The organism is Bradyrhizobium sp. GW821-FHT13H06 (genome assembly GCF_058803975.1).
This window is the reverse complement of the sequence record NZ_JBXAPN010000002.1, coordinates 478,508-493,735: the sequence shown is the minus strand read 5'-3', so window position 1 is coordinate 493,735 and position 15,228 is coordinate 478,508. Positions and strand designations below refer to the sequence as shown.

Sequence of the window (15,228 nt, the reverse complement as noted above, 5' to 3'; positions counted from 1 at the left end):
CCCATTTGGAGCACTCTATGAAGAACCTCGTTGCGCGTTTCGTGAAGGATGAATCCGGCGCCACCGCTATTGAATACGGCCTGATCGCTGCCGGCATCGCGCTGGCGATCATCACCGTCGTCAACAATCTCGGTACCGCGCTGAACACCAAGTTCACCTCGATCTCGACCAGCCTCAAGTAAGGCCAGGACGAGCTGCGAATTCTTGAGAGCCCCGTCCCTGGCGGGGCTCTTTTTCGTACGAGGCGCCTGCAGCCGGACGACCGGTTGAGGTGCATAGTTCATGACGCTCGCTTTGGCAGGCGACTTGCGATGAGCCTCGGACATCCCGCTGCAAAAGCGACCCGAGGGCCCGCTGCAGCCGAAGGATGACTCAAGGCGAACTTTGCGTCGGCGAAGGCCCGCGAGAGCTGGCGGCCTTGTCTTGGCTCACCGTGATGCGGAAGGCAGCTGCGTCGGCGCGTCGTCGCGGACGTGAACCACGGCGATATCATCCGCATAGAGCCGCTTCCATCCCGGCAGATGGTCCATGATCCTGGCGGCGGGAACGGTTTTGTTCAGCAGCGTCGCGTCGATCCGGTAGGTCTCGAGCAGGCGCAGCAGGGTGTCCACGTTCTTGCCCTCGACGGCATCGAAATAGTCGAGCACGAACTGGTCGCCATACAGCTCGGCGCGGCCATCGATGAAGCTCTTGATGTTGCGGGTGATCAGATAGCCGCCGATCGGAGCGGTGCTGAAGATCCGTTGCGCGTGCCGTTTTTCGAGCAGGTCGACCGCAGCCGCAGGCGATTGATTGCTGATGAACGCATAACGGCTCGGCGTGGCATAGGACCGCGTGATGCTCCAGCCGGCCGCGACGATGGCCAGCGCCGCGAGTGCGGTCAGGGCGAAGGAGGGCCGCGCCTCGCTTCCCCTCAGCGCGAGTGCTCTCGTCACTCCGAAATGTTCGGCGAACGGTTTTGCCAGCACGAGGGGCGTCAACAGCGCGAAGGCCTCGATGTTTCTGATATGGTTGAGTGCCGCCCAGATCAGTCCGAGCAGCAGGAATATGCGGGTCCATGACAGCACCACCCCGCTGCAATAGCCGATGGCGATCAAGCCGAGCAGGCTGGCGCCAAACAGATCGAGCGAGCTGAAGTCGGCCGGCATCCACTCCCCGATCAGCGAGAGCAGCTTGCCGAGGCTGAGGATCTTGGTCGACGCCAGCAGCGTGTTCCAGCCATAGGGCGTGCAGCAGCTTGCGGCGAGCGCGGCAAGTCCGAACACGGCCCAGCGCGCCGCCAGGGCAAACCGGTCCTTGCGATCGGAAGACGCGATCGCATCGAGGCCGATGGCTCCGATCAGGGCCAGGCCCATGACGAAGCCGCCGTGAAGATTGGCCCACAGCGCCATCAGGGGCAGCAACAGCCAGGACGGCGCGCTACGCCGGTCGGCGGCCGCCAGCAGCCCGCCGACGAAGGCCACCATGACGGGCAGCGCCAGCATGTGCGGGCGCGCGAGAAAATGACCCATCGACATGAAGAGGAGCGGGGTCACGAGCACGAAAGCGCGTGCCGGCTCCAGATAGGGCTCGAGCAGGTGAACGAAGATCGCCGCGGTCGCGCCGATCGCGAGCGATGTCAGGATGACCACGCCCGACCAGTTCGATGGCTCGTAGACCAGTGCGAACAGGACTTGCGACAACCAGGAGCTCGAGATCCACGCTTCGCCGGCGCGCGTGAACGAATAGATGTCGGTGTAGGGCATCACGCGGTGTTCGAGGATCCACTGCCCGATCTTGATCTGCCACAGCGTATCCGAATCCCGGAGCATGATGTCGCCGACGCCCAGGAAGAACAGGTAGACACCGACGCCGATGCAGACCGGCAAAAGCCACCGCGCGACGCCGCGGACCGGAACGCTGCTGATGACGGAAATCGACATTGGAGGCTCGGGGTTGGGCGACCGCGCGCAACCGCGCATCAGGACCTGAGCATGATCGCGTTTAAGTTGGGGTAAACCGCACCGGTTTTCCATTTCAGGCGGTGCAAGGATGCGTTTACCATCTGCTTACGTGCAGCTCGGAGCTGCGTCGCGCTCGCATCCGCATTTGCATCTTACCGCTGTAGGTCTCTATAGAATTCCATCATTGTTCGGGGCGCGATTTCTTGCCTTCGCGGGCTGATCCTTACCAGTTCACGTGGCTTCACAGTGTACTGATGTTTGGCCAAGGTTCTTGGGACTTCAGTAATAAAACTCTCGCGTCCGGACTACGCTTTGTCTCGAACGGTACGCCGTTCAGACTATCCGCCCGCCCCTTCATAGAGAACGGACAGATCGGATGAGAACGCTTGTGTCTGCCCCGGCGCTTTGCGCGGTCATGGCTGGCGCGGCGGCATCCCACAGCTCCGAACCGCAACTCTTTGCCTGGCCGGTTGCCTGCGAATTGGGAACGACCTGCTTCATCCAGAACTACGTTGACCATGATCCCTCCGACAAGACCTTGGACTTTCGATGTGGTCACCGAACCTATGACGGCCACGACGGCACCGACATCCGGCTGCCCGATCTGGACTTTCAGAGAAAAGGGGTCGAGGTCGTTGCTGCCGCTTCGGGGCGCGTTGCTTACATGCGCGACGGCATGGACGACGTATCGGTCAAGGTCGTCGGCAAAGCCGCAATCGCCGGCAAGGAGTGTGGCAACGGGGCGATCGTCGAACATGGAAACGGCTGGAGCACGCAATACTGCCACATGGCCAAGGGCAGTCTCAGTGTGAAGCCCGGCGACAGCGTGAGCGCGGGACAGGCACTCGGGCGGGTTGGTCTGTCCGGAAACACCGAGTTCCCACATCTGCATTTCACTGTGAGGCAGAACGGAGCAGTCGTTGATCCCTTCGCCGAAGGGGCCGCGAAGGGCGAATGCAACGTCGGTCGTTCGCTGTGGCAGCCCATGGCGAGCTCTGCGCCCGACTACCGGCCGACCGAGATCATCAATGCGGGCTTTGCCGATCGAGCGGTGACCATGGACGAGATCGAGGTGGGAGACATCAAGCGATCCCCGTCTGGCTCTCACTCTGCGGCCATCGTTGCGTATGTTCGCGCAATCGGACTTCAGGCCGAGGATGAGCAGGCCATCGAGCTGAGGTCACCTCAGGGGCAAGTCATTGCGGAGTATCGCGCACCGAAGCTGCCGCGAGACCAGGCCCAATATTTCATCTCGGCTGGAAGGAAGCGCACGGGCTCCACCTGGCCGCCCGGCACCTACACCGCGACTTTTGTTCTGAGCCGAAGGGGTGCCGAGATCGAGCGGCGGTCCTTTCAGGTGGACATCGCGCAATAGCATCTCGTCGCGCGAGCCCATTCAACTCGCCTCGTTGTGACACTTCACGCATTTCCCATCTTGTCATTCACCCTGAATAGTTGTTCAGTCCTTGCGGGGCGATTTGCATCTTTTGACGTGACGAAGCGTTTGGCCGCAGGGCGTGTGGCCGGCGTGTGGGACAGGAAGCGCGCCATGGTTTATCGGCGGACGCATCAAGTGGTGAAGCGCCTTGCGGCGCGGCGCAGCGCTATACTGGCGGCGGCGCGGGACGCGGCAGCGGAAGGCGGTATGGCGGCGGTGCAGATCGCGCCCGTCGCGGTCCGGGCCAATGTCGCAGCGGGCACGGTCTACCGCTACTTCCCCTCCAAGGCCGACCTGATCTCCGAGCTCATTGCCGAGGTCTCCCGCGACGAGCTCGCGGCGATCCGGAGGGCAGCCGATGCCGCGCCGGGGCCGTCCTCGGCGCTGGCGGCGGCCGTGACCACCGTGGCGGTCCATACCCTGTCGCAGCGCAGGCTGGCCTGGGGCATCCTGGCCGAGCCTGTCGATGTCGATGTCAGTGCCTCGCGCCTTGCCAGCCGGCGCGAGATCGCGGGCGAAATCGCCGCGCGAATCGATGCCGCCGTGCGCGCCGGTCATCTGCCGGCTCAGGATACCGCGCTCGCCGCCACCGCATTGCTCGGCGCGCTGCATGAGGCCCTGGTCGGGCCGCTCGCGCCCGACAATCTCGATGATCCCGTCAAGATGCGCGATGCGGTGCAGACCGTGACGCTGCTGGCGCTGCGCGCGGTCGGCGTCATGGACGCCCGCGCCCGCGGCCTCGTGGTGCAGCAGACGCTGCTGCCGACGACGAAGGCGCTGGTCGGGGCGTAAAATCGGTCACGCTACGAGGTGGAGACCTGATCGCGCTCAGGCCGCTGGTCGGGCTCGCCTTTTCGAAAAACCGCAGCACGCGCGCCGAAGTCGCCGTCTACTGTGCATGGGGTTGTTTTCGCACTTTTTGTCGGAGCGGCCGGAAATCACATGTTGGCGTCGCCCTCGGGGCCAACCGAGGCGATGCGCACCATGTTGGTGGTGCCGGGAATGCCGAGCGGGACGCCGGCGACGATGATCACGCGCTGGCCGGCGCGGACGAAACCGTCCCGGAACGCGATCTGGCCGGCGCGGCTCACCATGTCGTCCTGGTCGCGTGCGTCTTCCGCCACCACGCAATGCACGCCCCAGGTCACGGCGAGCCGGCGGCCCGTGGTGATGTTCGGCGTGATCGCCACGATCGGCGGCTTCGGCCGCTCGCGGGCCACGCGCACCGCGGTCGAGCCCGAGCTGGTCCAGCAGATCAGGGCGGGCAGGTCGAGCGTCTCGGCGATCTGCCGGGCGGCGTCCGCGATGGCATCGCCCGCGGTGGATTCGGGGGCGGGGCGCTGGGCCATGATCACCGACCGGTAGGTCGGGTCGCGCTCGACCTCCTCGCCGATGCGGTTCATGGTCGAGACCGCCTCGATCGGGAATTTGCCGGCCGCCGATTCCGCCGACAGCATGATGGCGTCGGCACCCTCGTAGACGGCCGTGGCGACGTCGGAGACCTCGGCGCGGGTCGGCACCGGCGACTGGATCATCGATTCCAGCATCTGGGTCGCGATCACCACCGGCTTGCCGGCGCGGCGGGCCATCCGCGTCATCTGCTTCTGCAGGCTCGGCACGCGCTCGAGCGGCAGTTCGACGCCGAGATCGCCACGCGCCACCATCAGCGCGTCGGAAGCCTCGATGATGTCGGCGAGGCGATCGATCGCCTGCGGCTTCTCGATCTTGGCCATCACGGCGGCGCGACCGCGGATCATTTTCTTGGCCTCGATGACGTCGTCGGCGCGCTGCACGAACGATAGCGCGATCCAGTCGACGCCGGTGACGAGGGCCGCCTCGAGGTCGGCGCGGTCCTTCGGCGTCATCGCCGAGACCGGCAGGTCGGTGTCGGGCAGGCTGACGCCCTTGCGGTCGCTCATCCTGCCGCCGACGACGACACGTGTCACCGCGTGGTCTTTCGAGGTCTCCTCCGCGATCAGCCGCACCTTGCCGTCGTCGAGCAGCAGCGCATGGCCCGGCCGCAACGCAGCCAGGATCTCCGGATGCGGGAGATGGACGCGCGTGGCATCGCCCGGCGTCTTGTCGGAATCCAGCGTGAAGGTCTGCCCGTTCTGGAGCTGGACCGCGCCTTCGGCAAAGGCGCCGAGCCGGAGCTTGGGGCCCTGGAGGTCCACCAGGATGCCGATCGGCCGGCCATAGCTGCTCTCGACGTTGCGGATCGTCGCCACCAGCTCCCGCATCTTGTCATGCGAGGTGTGGCTCATGTTGATGCGGAACAGGTCGGCGCCGGCCTCGAACAGGCGGCGGATCATCGCGAGGTCTGAAGAAGCCGGTCCCAGGGTCGCGAGAATCTTGATACGGCGAAGACGCCTCATGGCTTATTTCCAGACGGGGACGAGGGCGCTGGCGGGAGGCCAGGCGCGGCGGGGGGCGTACCACCGGGCGGACCATTGGGCAAACCCGGAACGCCCGGGCCAACCGGGCCGGGCAGGCCAGGTACGCGTTGCTGCGCCGGCTGTTCGTTGGCGTCGGTCAGCTGCACCGTCCAGGCCCGCTGCTCACCGGTGTCGACCTCGAAATAGCCGGTCCGATCATAGCCGCGCGCGAGGCAATCCTCGGTGCCGCGGATGGTGAACTCCTTGTCGCGCGAGCACATGAAGGCCTGGCCCGACCATTCGCCGCCGCGGTCGTAGTCGATGGCGTAGATGTAGTAGTAGCGGGCGACCAGCGTGCCCCGGAGCAGCGTCTCACAAGAGCGTGACGAGATGTTCCACCAGCCCTCGGTGGTCCAGCCCTCGGCATCCTTGTAGCCGAGCGCGATCCCGACCCGGCTCGAAGTGTTGTTGCAGAGGCGGAAATCGGCCGAGGCCGGGCTGGCGCAAAGGCACAGCAGGGCGACGACCAGCACCGGGACCAACCGGGCAAGCAGGCGAAGCGGGAGGCGGGGAGATTCGGCAATCATTGTTGCGGAAGCTATACCAGATCATTGACGATTTGGCGTTGGGCCGGGGGCGCGCCCCGAAGCCGGGCTTGGGCCCGTTTGCGCCGCGATATGGCAAAATCTGTGACAGGACCCACCTGATCCCGTAAGGGTGACCGCCATCGGGACGGGCCCCTAAGGGATACAGCCATGGCAATCGACGACAAAACCAGAACGGAGCTCGAGGCGGCGGCTTTCCGGCGCCTGGTCGACCATTTGAAGACGCGGACGGACGTCCAGAACATCGATCTGATGAATCTGGCGGGCTTCTGCCGCAACTGCCTGTCCAACTGGCTCAAGGACGCCGCGGACGCCCAGGGCGTGCCCTTGAGCAAGGACGAGAGCCGGGAGGCCGTCTACGGCATGCCATACGAGGCCTGGAAGGCGAAGTACCAGGGCACGGCCACGCCCGAGCAGCTCGAGACGATGCAGAAGGTCCATCCCCACGGGCATTGAACGGCCCCGACCTCCATCGCCCGAGTCGCACCCAGACAACAGCTTTCTTCGCCTCGGCGCAGGAAGGTGTGGGCGCGCTGTGGACGAGCGCGATGCTTGCTTGAATGCAGCTGGCCCCAACCCTAAGGGTCTACCCAGCACGCGCGGTGAGGGATGCCGGCGTCACCTCGTTTTGCCAGTTCCATTGGGAGTACAAGATGGCCACCTCCGCCGCCGTCCGCGACGACGAGCCCGCGACGAAATTTGCCAAGGACCAGCTCAAGTCCATCATCGAGCGCATCGAGCGGCTGGAGGAAGAGAAGAAGGCGATCTCCGACGACATCCGCGACGTCTATGCCGAAAGCAAGGGCAACGGCTACGACGTCAAGGCGCTGCGCACCATCGTGCGCCTGCGCAAGCAGGACCCCAACGAGCGCGCCGAGGCCGAGACCATTCTCGAGACCTACATGCAGGCGCTGGGGATGATCTGAGGCGCATCGCCGGGGTGTTGGCGCGCAACACGCTTGGGCAGAACCTCTGCGTCTGCTAGAGTGCTCGGTGAAGAGACCGAGCGATGGATGTGCCGGGACCAGAGCGCAGGCTCGCCGCGGTCCTCGCCGCCGACATGGTCGGTTTTAGCCGGCTTATGGAGGTCGACGAGGCCGGCACTCTCGCGCGCCTCAAGACCCATCGGGTCGAACTGATCGATCCAGCCATTGCCAAGAACCGCGGCCGTATCATCAAGACGACCGGCGACGGCATGTTGGCCGAATTCCACAGCGTCGTCGATGCCGTGCTCTGTGCCGCCGAGGTTCAGCGCCGGATGGCGCGACGCAATGCCGACGTTCCGCCGCCGCGGTGGATCCAATTCCGCATCGGCATCAATCTGGGCGATGTCATCGTCGATCAGAACGACATTTTCGGCGATGGCGTCAACGTCGCGGCGCGGCTGGAGGCGCTGGCCGAGCCTGGAGGAATCTGCGTTTCCGGCGCGGTGCGCGATCAGGTCGGCGACCGGCTGGACGGGGTTCAGTTCGATGATCTCGGTGAACAGAGCGTCAAGAACATCGCTCGCCCGATCCGCGTCTTCCGCATTCGGCTGGCCGAGGGGCCTGCAAGCCTGCCCGACGGGTCGAACACTGCACTGACGCCACCGGGTGTCTCGAAGAAGCCGTCCATCGCCGTGCTCCCATTCGCCAATATGAGTGGCGATCCGGAGCAGGAGTTCTTCGCGGACGGTCTCACCGAGGACATCATCACCGAGCTTTCACGCTTTCACGACCTGCTTGTCATCTCCCGCAACTCGACGTTCGTCTACAAGGGCAAGGCCGTCAAGGTTCAGGACATCGGCCGTGAGTTCGGAGTTGACTACGTCATCGAGGGCAGCGTGCGGAAGGCCGGGGAGCGCGTCCGTGTCACCGTGCAGCTGATCGATGCAGAGACCGACCGCCATATCTGGGCCGAACGCTACGATCGCGAGCTCCGGGACATCTTCGCCATCCAGGACGAGATGACCCGCGCGATCGTGGCGACTTTGCCCGGCCGGGTAGAAGCCGCAACGCACGACCGCACCAAGCGCAAGCCGACCGACAACATGCCCGCTTACGAATGCGTGTTGGCTGCAAAGCTCCTGCATCACCGGTCAAACCGCGACGACAACGCACAGGCGCAAACGCTGCTCAACCGCGCGCTGGCGATGGATCCGAACTATGCCCACGCTCATGCCTGGATGGCATGCGTGCTCGGCCAATGCTGGATCTATGGCTGGTGCGCCGACCGCGAGGCGACCTTCGAGCAGGTGGCTTCGGAACTCGAGATCGCGCTGGCGCTCGATGACAATGACGCGGACGTGCACCGCATACTCGCCGCACTCAATCTGACGCGTCACGATTACGAGAAGGCCACCTATCATCAGGAGCGTGCGCTTGCCCTCAACCCGAATTACGACCTGGTGGTCGTGCAACAGGGGGAGCTCCTGACCTGGCTGGGCTTGCCGGAGGAAGGCATCGACTGGATCAGGAAAGCGATGCGCCTCAACCCCTATCATCCAGAGCGCTTCTGGAGCCACCTGGGCCGCGCCTATTATTGCGCGGAGAAATACGCCGAGGCCGCCGAGGCGTTTTCAAGGATCACACGCCCCGACTACACCCATCACGCGTTCCTGGCCGCGACGTTCGCGCAGATGAAGAATGCGATCGCGGCTGGCGCTCACGCCGCGGAGGTGTTGAAGCGCGAACCAGGGTTCTCGGTGGCCGTTCATCTGGCGACGCTGCACTACAAGCGCGAACTCGACCGGAAGCGCCACGAGTCCGGCCTCATCGCGGCTGGCCTGCCGGCTTGATCGATCCGAGCGAGGGAGAGCAGAAAGAGCCTTGCTGGACCCGGGACTCAGCGCAGCGAGGCGGTGCGCAAGACGAAGGACGTGGTCTCGAGCTTTGCAGTCGCGCTGCCCGAGAAGCTGTCGCAGGACAGGCCCTGCATCGGATCGTCGACAAAACCCATCGTGACGACCGCGCGCGGCTTGACGAAATAGGCACGCAGCGCGACCGTGTCGAGCTCGCCCATCAGCGTCACCGACATCGCGCGACTGGCGCTCGGCGACAGCATCACGATCTTGAGCCAGATGCTTTCGCCCTTGGCCGCGGAGAGGCGGGTGGCGGTTGCGACCCTGCCGTCGATGCTCTTGCCGACCACCATGTTGATCTCCGTCGCCTGAGCCACGCTGCGGGTGGCCGCAGCCGGGCGGGCGGAGCGCGGGATCGGTGCGGACGCTGCGACGACGTTGGCGCGGTCGACCGGGGAGGCCGCCGGTGCGTAAGCCAGGGCCTGGAAGGCCGCGTTGGTCACGCTCGCGGTTGGTTGCGGATCGGTGGCGGCGGCCAGCGCCTGACGCGCCTTCAACGCTGCGACCTGAGCCGGCGTCGCCTGCTGCGGCGCGGCCGGGACATCATCCCAGAAGCCGCGGGCATTGATGATGTCGGCCGGTGTCTCCAGCTTGCCTTCAACAGACTTGCCGGCCGCCGGCTTGTCAGCCACGGGCGCGGGCTTCGGCTTGGGCGGCGCAACGATCTGGGCATCGGCCGAAGCGAGCTGGAAGGTTGCGGCGATCTGCGGCTTGGCGCGGGGCGTCGGCACCGGCTCGGCGGGCCTGGCGGCGGCTGCGACCACGGTCGGCGCGGACGGCTTCGCGGCCGTTGCGGGCGCGCCCTCGTCATCCTCGTCGCTGCTCGCGGCAGGAGCCGGCTTGCTCCTGAACAAGGCGGCGAAGAAATTCGGCTTGCTGCCGGCGTCGTCGCCGCTGCCGCGCCGCTCGATCTCGGCCCTGGCCAGCTCATAGTTCTTCAGCGGAACGCCGTCGGTCGGCAGATGCACCGTCTTGCCGTCCGGGAAGACGCGGGCGAGCTGGTCATGCGTCATGCGCGGCCAGTGCCGGACGCTGCCGGTGTCCAGATGCACGAAGGGCGAGCCGGAGGTCGGATAGAAACCGACGCCGCCGCGCTGGAGGCGCAGGCCGGCGAAACGGATCTGCTCCAGCGGCACGCCCGGGATGTAGAAGTCCATCGCATGTCCCAGCATGTGCTGGCTGGAGCGCGCCACGCCGGAGGAGCGGCGGCGGAGCATGGCGTTGGTGGCGGGGGAGCGGTAGGAGGAGATGATCTGGATCGGCTGCTTGCCGTCGACGTCGCGATAGACTTCCCAGAGGATGTCGAAGAGGCGACGGTCCATGACCGTTTCATCTTGGGTGCGCCAGTCGCGCAGGAAATGGTTGAGCTGCTTCAGCGCGGCCTCGTCATAGCGGCCGTCGCGTTTGAAGGTGACGGTGAGGTCTTCGCCGGAATGGGTGTGGTGGAAGGAGAGCGTCTTGGTCTCGTTCAGCGCCGCAGCGTCGTGGACCGAGCCTGCGGCGGCAAGCAGCAACACGGAGGCGAGGCCGATCCGGGATCCGGCCTTCACCCCCGCATGGGACAACGACAGCACAACGAATTTGCGTGCGAGACCAGTCAGCACGTATGAGCCCACCCAGTCGACGAGCGTTCAAAATGGACTCTCCCGCCAACCCCGTTAGCAGCGCGAAGAGGATGAACGCTTTCTTAAAGCAAGAAGGTTAATTCGAGGTTGACCTTCCCGCCCCCAAACCAAGTCAGAGTGCAATCCTAAGCGGTTGACTGTGGCCAAAAGAAGCCGCTGCCCGGACCCAGGTTGACGATGGTTAACGTTAAGCGACCCCATCCCGGGGGACGGAGTCGCTGATATCATTGCGGAATTTTCGGAAATAAGGCAACGAGCCGGACTCAGCGGGTAAACACCCGCTGCTGCTGCGGGCGGCGGCCGACCGGAGCCGGCGGCGGGGTGGGAGCCCCGAACAGCCGCTCGAAGAAGTTCGGGCCGGACGAGGCGAAGCCACCGCCATTGTTGGCCACCGCCACGCCGGAGGGCAACGTCGTCGCCGGGCGCGAATAGCTCGGCTGGGAGTGGGCGACGACGCTCTCCAGGTCCTTGCCGCGGCTATTCTTCAGGATGTTGATCATGGTCGCATCGCGGCCGTAGATGTCCTTGCGGAATTGCAGCTTGCCGGCATCATCCACGAACGCAGTCTGATAGGTGATGTTGACAGGGATCGGCGTCGGGAATTTCAGATCGATCTCGCTCTTGCCGTACATGCTGCGCACGCGCTCCGGCGTGTACTTCTCGTTCGGCATGGTGATGTTGAGCAGCACGGAGGCGTATTGATCCGGATTCTGTACGCGCATGCAGCCATGGCTGAATGCGCGCTCGTCCCTGGCGAACAACTGCTTGTCCGGCGTGTCGTGCTGATAGACCAGGAACTTGTTCGGGAAATTGAAGCGGATGCGGCCGAGCGCGTTGGCTTCGCCGGGCGGCTGCGAGATGTGCACCGAGCCGTCGCGGTTCTGCTCGAGCCTGAGGCCCATGCGCTGAAGCACGGTCGGGTCCTGCTGCAGCGCCGGCAGGTATTCGTTGTAGACGATCGACGGCGGCACGTTCCAGGTCGGATTGACCGTGATGTACTTCATCGTCTCGGTCAGCAGCGGGGTGGCGTGCTGGCCGGGCTTGCCGGTGACGACACGGGTGGTCCAGACCTGATGGCCGCGCTGCATCACCTTCAACGTGAAGTCGGGAATGTTGAGGATGACATAGGCATCTCCCAGCGAAGACGCGCCGAGGTCGCGCGGCAGCCAGCGCCAGCGCTCCATGTTGACCAGCACGACGTCGATCTGCTTGTCGCGCTTGGGAGTGTTGAGCGCCTTGACGGTCTTGTCGTCGAGGATGCCGGTTGCCTTCATCTCGGCGCCGCTCTGGAATTTGCGCACGGCCTCGGCGACCGCCGCGTCGTAGCGGGTGTCGCTGGAATTCTCGGCCAGGCCGAGCTTGGCGCGGAGCTGCGGCACGCGCGGATCTTCCACGACGATCTCAGCCTGCTTCTTGCTGGCCGGCGTGTATTTCAGCGCCGGACCGTCGGTGATCTCGATCACAGGGCCGTTGCCCTGGCCGCGCAGCTCGGCGAGTTTGGCCTTCAGCTCCTTGTAGAGCTTGTGCGGCGGGTTGTAGCTGTCGAGCGCTGCGGAAGCATCCGCCGCGGTCGTGACCTTGGCGAGCACCTCGTTGGGGTCGACCGGATGCTCGGGATAGAGAATGTCGCCGCTGACCTGCGACCAATGCATGCGGCCGCTCTGGGCATGACGTGCGTAGTCGAACATGCTCGCGGTGAGCTTGAGCTCGGCATCCGCCAGCGCATCGGGCGTCGTGGCGGCGGCGAAATCCGGCAACGGATAGTCGGCGGGATTGAGGCCGTCGGAGGCCGCGTCCTTAAGCCGCGCGATCACGCCCTTCGCGGCAGCGGTCGGGATGCCGCCTTGCGTCCAGACCGGCGCGAAATCGCGTGCGCCGTAGAACTTCTCGATCGCCGCGCGCTCGTTCTTGCGGTCGAAATAGCGCGCGGTCCTGGCGCCGATGATGTCCCTGAGCTTGTCCGCGACCGGCTGGTCGGCTGCGGGCACGTTGCTCGCGGCCTTCACCGGCTCGGCGGCGGGAGCCGCTGCAGCGGGAGCCGCGGGAGCCGCCGGCGTGGCGGTCGCGGTGTCAGCCTTTGCAGGCTCGGTGTTTGCAGGCTCGGTCTTCGCAGTCTCGCTCTTCGGCGCTTCGGGCGCCGGCGTGGTGACGACGTCGGACGGCCTGGTCTCGACCTTGTCCGGCGCAGGCGCGGCGTCCGCCTTGACGGGCTCCTTCGCGATTTCCTTGGTGGGATCCTGCACCGTGGCGGTGGTGTCGAGCTTGATGTCGGCTGCAGTGGGGGGCGGGACGTTTGCCGGCTCTGGGCGCGGGATCGCAGCTTCGATCGCGAGCTCGGCAGCGCTGCTGCGCGCCTGGTCCTGCGCCAGCGCCGAGCTGGCGGACACCGCGAGGAAGGTCGCTGCAACCGTCATCAAGACACGGTCAAAGCCCGCACGGTGGTTCAAACAGTCACGCATTGTGTCGCACCCCTCGGGTGAGCTGTCCCCTCGTGGAACAGCTTCGTTATCGCCTAATGATGAGCTTCGGCTAAACCGCGCCGGCCTCTCGAAAGTTGCACGCCTGCACGCAACGATTCCTACGCAGACGATATACAGGCCCCGATTCTGCGGCCAGCGCTACCCGGGACAACTCACGACAAACTGACTTCAAGGGAGCCTCTTGGCAACGGATTGTGCGCTTCTGCCACGCGGTTTTCCGTCTGTCTGTCACTTCCGGGTCACGGTTCAAATCGCAGTCGAATTCTGTCGTCATGCGAACGGCTTACCGCTGTCGCGCACCGTCGCGCGAACCTCCGTTCGCACCCGGCTCAGTGCGTCTCCTCACCGCTTTTGCCGCCATGTCCGGGAACCCCGGCCTCGTCGAGTTTGCGGTAGAGCGTCGACCGGCCGATCTTGAGGCGGCGAGCCACTTCGGACATCTGGCCGCGATAATGCGAGATCGCGAAGCGGATGATCTCGTTCTCCATGTCCTCCAGCGCGCGGACATCACCGGTCGCGGTGAGCATGGCGAGAGTCCCCACGGCGGGGAGTGGCGCGATCGGTATTTCAGTACCTGAAGCTATCGAAGGTATCGCCGCCGGCTCCAGCATCAGCGGAGCGGTCGGAATATCCGTGGCGGGATGCGGCTGCGAGGCGAGCAGGGGGAAATCGCCAATGTCGAGCTGGTCGCCGTCGCTCATCACCACGGCGCGGTAGACCGCGTTTTCGAGCTGGCGGATGTTGCCGGGCCAGTCGAGCTGGGCCAGGTGCGCGACCGCCTCGCCGCTGATGCCGGTGATCGGGCGGTTCTCCTCGGCGGCAAAGCGCGCCAGGAAATGCCTGAGCAGATGCGGGATGTCCTCGCGCCGGGCGCGCAGCGAGGGGATCGTCAGCGGCAGCACGTGCAGGCGATAGAACAGGTCTTCCCGGAAATGTCCCTGCTTCACCCGCTCCAGCAGCTTGCGATTGGTTGCCGAGATGATGCGGACGTCGACCTTGACCGGCTTGCGGCCGCCGACGGCCTCCACGGCACCTTCCTGGAGCGCGCGCAGCAGCTTCACCTGCGCGGTCAGCGGCAGCTCGCTGACCTCGTCCAGAAACAGCGTGCCGCCATGAGCCTCGACAAACTTGCCCATGTGCCGCTCGGTGGCGCCGGTGAAGGCGCCCTTCTCGTGGCCGAACAGGATGGACTCGACGAGATTGTCGGGAATCGCGCCGCAATTGACCGCGACGAACGGCTTGGCCTTGCGCTCGCCGCTGCCATGGATGGCGCGCGCGAACATTTCCTTGCCGACGCCGGACTCGCCCTCGATCAGCACGGGGATCGCGGAATTCGCCGCCTTCTGTGCGGCTCGCATCACCGGGGTCATTGCCTCAGCGCGCGTGATGATGTCGGAGAAAGTCAGCCGGCCCTCACGGCTGTGACGGATGCGCTGCAATTCGCCCTTGAGCGCGGACGTATTGAGCGCGTTGCGCAAGGAGACCTGGAGCCGCTCCACGCCGACCGGCTTGACGACGAAATCGGCCGCGCCCGCGCGCATCGCCGAGATCACGTTGTCGATGCCGCCATGGGCGGTCTGCACGATGACAGGGATGCTCAGGCCGGCTTCGCGGATCTTCGCAAGTACGCCCATGCCGTCGAGGCCGGGCATCACGAGATCGAGGATGACGGCGTCGATGGCCGGCGCGTCGGGGGCGGTGAGGGTGGCAATTGCGGCGTCCCCGGACTCCACGACGACCGTCTCATAGCCGCATTTCTGCACCATGTTCTCGACCAGCCGGCGGGCTACAGCGTCGTCATCGGCGATCAAAATACTGGCAGCCATGGTGTTCCCCGCACGCTACTACTATCTGTCTCGAATCGGGGCACTCTGGCCGAAGCCGATTAACGCATGCTTAAGCCTTGATGCCCCCGCCCGCCGT

At 65.3% G+C, this 15,228-nt stretch carries 12 protein-coding genes; 6 read left to right on the top strand and 6 right to left on the bottom strand.

From position 1 onward, the window contains the following. The first annotated feature begins 17 nt into the window (after nucleotides 1-17). Nucleotides 18-182 (top strand): Flp family type IVb pilin, encoded by a 165-nt coding sequence (locus AC1RQP_RS09185; RefSeq protein ID WP_061880846.1) that lies wholly within the window; start codon nucleotides 18-20, stop codon nucleotides 180-182. A gap of 246 nt (nucleotides 183-428) precedes the next feature. Here the strand turns inward: AC1RQP_RS09185 and AC1RQP_RS09180 are convergent, their stop codons facing one another. After that, nucleotides 429-1,922, bottom strand: coding sequence for a hypothetical protein (locus AC1RQP_RS09180; protein WP_492936678.1), 1,494 nt, complete (start codon nucleotides 1,920-1,922; stop codon nucleotides 429-431). A 397-nt stretch (nucleotides 1,923-2,319) separates the two neighbouring features. Between AC1RQP_RS09180 and AC1RQP_RS09175 the strand changes: the two genes are divergently transcribed. After that, nucleotides 2,320-3,318 (top strand): M23 family metallopeptidase, encoded by a 999-nt coding sequence (locus AC1RQP_RS09175; protein WP_492936677.1) that lies wholly within the window; start codon nucleotides 2,320-2,322, stop codon nucleotides 3,316-3,318. Nucleotides 3,319-3,492: 174 nt separating this feature from the next. After that, the gene (locus AC1RQP_RS09170) at nucleotides 3,493-4,173 is read left to right on the top strand and encodes a TetR/AcrR family transcriptional regulator (protein ID WP_028180633.1); all 681 of its coding nucleotides are present in this window, start codon (nucleotides 3,493-3,495) and stop codon (nucleotides 4,171-4,173) included. 146 nt (nucleotides 4,174-4,319) lie between these two features. Here the strand turns inward: AC1RQP_RS09170 and pyk are convergent, their stop codons facing one another. Both pyk and AC1RQP_RS09160 read right to left on the bottom strand, forming a co-directional pair. Then, entirely contained in the window at nucleotides 4,320-5,756 is a 1,437-nt protein-coding gene (gene pyk, locus AC1RQP_RS09165) for a pyruvate kinase (protein ID WP_239627103.1), read from the bottom strand. Then, on the bottom strand, nucleotides 5,753-6,343 hold the full coding sequence (locus AC1RQP_RS09160; protein ID WP_239627101.1) for a DUF1036 domain-containing protein: 591 nt from the start codon (nucleotides 6,341-6,343) through the stop codon (nucleotides 5,753-5,755). Before AC1RQP_RS09160 ends, pyk begins: the two co-directional genes overlap by 4 nt. Nucleotides 6,344-6,511: 168 nt before the next feature. On the opposite strand from AC1RQP_RS09160, the gene AC1RQP_RS09155 reads away from it, so the two are divergent. The 3 genes from AC1RQP_RS09155 (at nucleotide 6,512) to AC1RQP_RS09145 (ending at nucleotide 9,137) form a co-directional block, all read left to right on the top strand. Then, the gene (locus AC1RQP_RS09155) at nucleotides 6,512-6,817 is read left to right on the top strand and encodes a DUF1244 domain-containing protein (protein ID WP_239627099.1); all 306 of its coding nucleotides are present in this window, start codon (nucleotides 6,512-6,514) and stop codon (nucleotides 6,815-6,817) included. Between the two features lie 197 nt (nucleotides 6,818-7,014). Then, on the top strand, nucleotides 7,015-7,287 hold the full coding sequence (locus AC1RQP_RS09150; RefSeq protein ID WP_008546273.1) for a DUF2312 domain-containing protein: 273 nt from the start codon (nucleotides 7,015-7,017) through the stop codon (nucleotides 7,285-7,287). A gap of 83 nt (nucleotides 7,288-7,370) precedes the next feature. After that, the gene (locus tag AC1RQP_RS09145) at nucleotides 7,371-9,137 is read left to right on the top strand and encodes an adenylate/guanylate cyclase domain-containing protein (protein WP_239627091.1); all 1,767 of its coding nucleotides are present in this window, start codon (nucleotides 7,371-7,373) and stop codon (nucleotides 9,135-9,137) included. Nucleotides 9,138-9,184: 47 nt separating this feature from the next. On the opposite strand, the gene mepK is transcribed toward AC1RQP_RS09145, so the two are convergent. The 3 genes from mepK to AC1RQP_RS09130 form a co-directional block, all read right to left on the bottom strand. Further along, on the bottom strand, nucleotides 9,185-10,804 hold the full coding sequence (gene mepK / locus AC1RQP_RS09140; RefSeq protein ID WP_492936676.1) for a peptidoglycan L,D-endopeptidase MepK: 1,620 nt from the start codon (nucleotides 10,802-10,804) through the stop codon (nucleotides 9,185-9,187). A 284-nt stretch (nucleotides 10,805-11,088) separates the two neighbouring features. Continuing rightward, a complete protein-coding gene (locus tag AC1RQP_RS09135) occupies nucleotides 11,089-13,284 on the bottom strand; it encodes a L,D-transpeptidase family protein (protein ID WP_492936675.1) in 2,196 nt (731 codons plus the stop codon). A 350-nt stretch (nucleotides 13,285-13,634) separates the two neighbouring features. Continuing rightward, the gene (locus tag AC1RQP_RS09130) at nucleotides 13,635-15,131 is read right to left on the bottom strand and encodes a sigma-54-dependent transcriptional regulator (RefSeq protein ID WP_239627085.1); all 1,497 of its coding nucleotides are present in this window, start codon (nucleotides 15,129-15,131) and stop codon (nucleotides 13,635-13,637) included. Between the last annotated feature and the right edge of the window lie 97 nt (nucleotides 15,132-15,228).

Excerpts from the sequence above, each read along its gene's own strand:
- AC1RQP_RS09185 (WP_061880846.1), top strand. The coding sequence starts at position 18 with ATGAAGAACCTCGTTGCGCGTTTCGTGAAGGATGAATCCGGCGCCACC.
- AC1RQP_RS09180 (WP_492936678.1), bottom strand. The coding sequence starts at position 1,922 with ATGTCGATTTCCGTCATCAGCAGCGTTCCGGTCCGCGGCGTCGCGCGG.
- AC1RQP_RS09175 (WP_492936677.1), top strand. The coding sequence starts at position 2,320 with ATGAGAACGCTTGTGTCTGCCCCGGCGCTTTGCGCGGTCATGGCTGGC.
- AC1RQP_RS09170 (WP_028180633.1), top strand. The coding sequence starts at position 3,493 with ATGGTTTATCGGCGGACGCATCAAGTGGTGAAGCGCCTTGCGGCGCGG.
- pyk (WP_239627103.1), bottom strand. The coding sequence starts at position 5,756 with ATGAGGCGTCTTCGCCGTATCAAGATTCTCGCGACCCTGGGACCGGCT.
- AC1RQP_RS09160 (WP_239627101.1), bottom strand. The coding sequence starts at position 6,343 with ATGATTGCCGAATCTCCCCGCCTCCCGCTTCGCCTGCTTGCCCGGTTG.
- AC1RQP_RS09155 (WP_239627099.1), top strand. The coding sequence starts at position 6,512 with ATGGCAATCGACGACAAAACCAGAACGGAGCTCGAGGCGGCGGCTTTC.
- AC1RQP_RS09150 (WP_008546273.1), top strand. The coding sequence starts at position 7,015 with ATGGCCACCTCCGCCGCCGTCCGCGACGACGAGCCCGCGACGAAATTT.
- AC1RQP_RS09145 (WP_239627091.1), top strand. The coding sequence starts at position 7,371 with ATGGATGTGCCGGGACCAGAGCGCAGGCTCGCCGCGGTCCTCGCCGCC.
- AC1RQP_RS09135 (WP_492936675.1), bottom strand. The coding sequence starts at position 13,284 with ATGCGTGACTGTTTGAACCACCGTGCGGGCTTTGACCGTGTCTTGATG.
- AC1RQP_RS09130 (WP_239627085.1), bottom strand. The coding sequence starts at position 15,131 with ATGGCTGCCAGTATTTTGATCGCCGATGACGACGCTGTAGCCCGCCGG.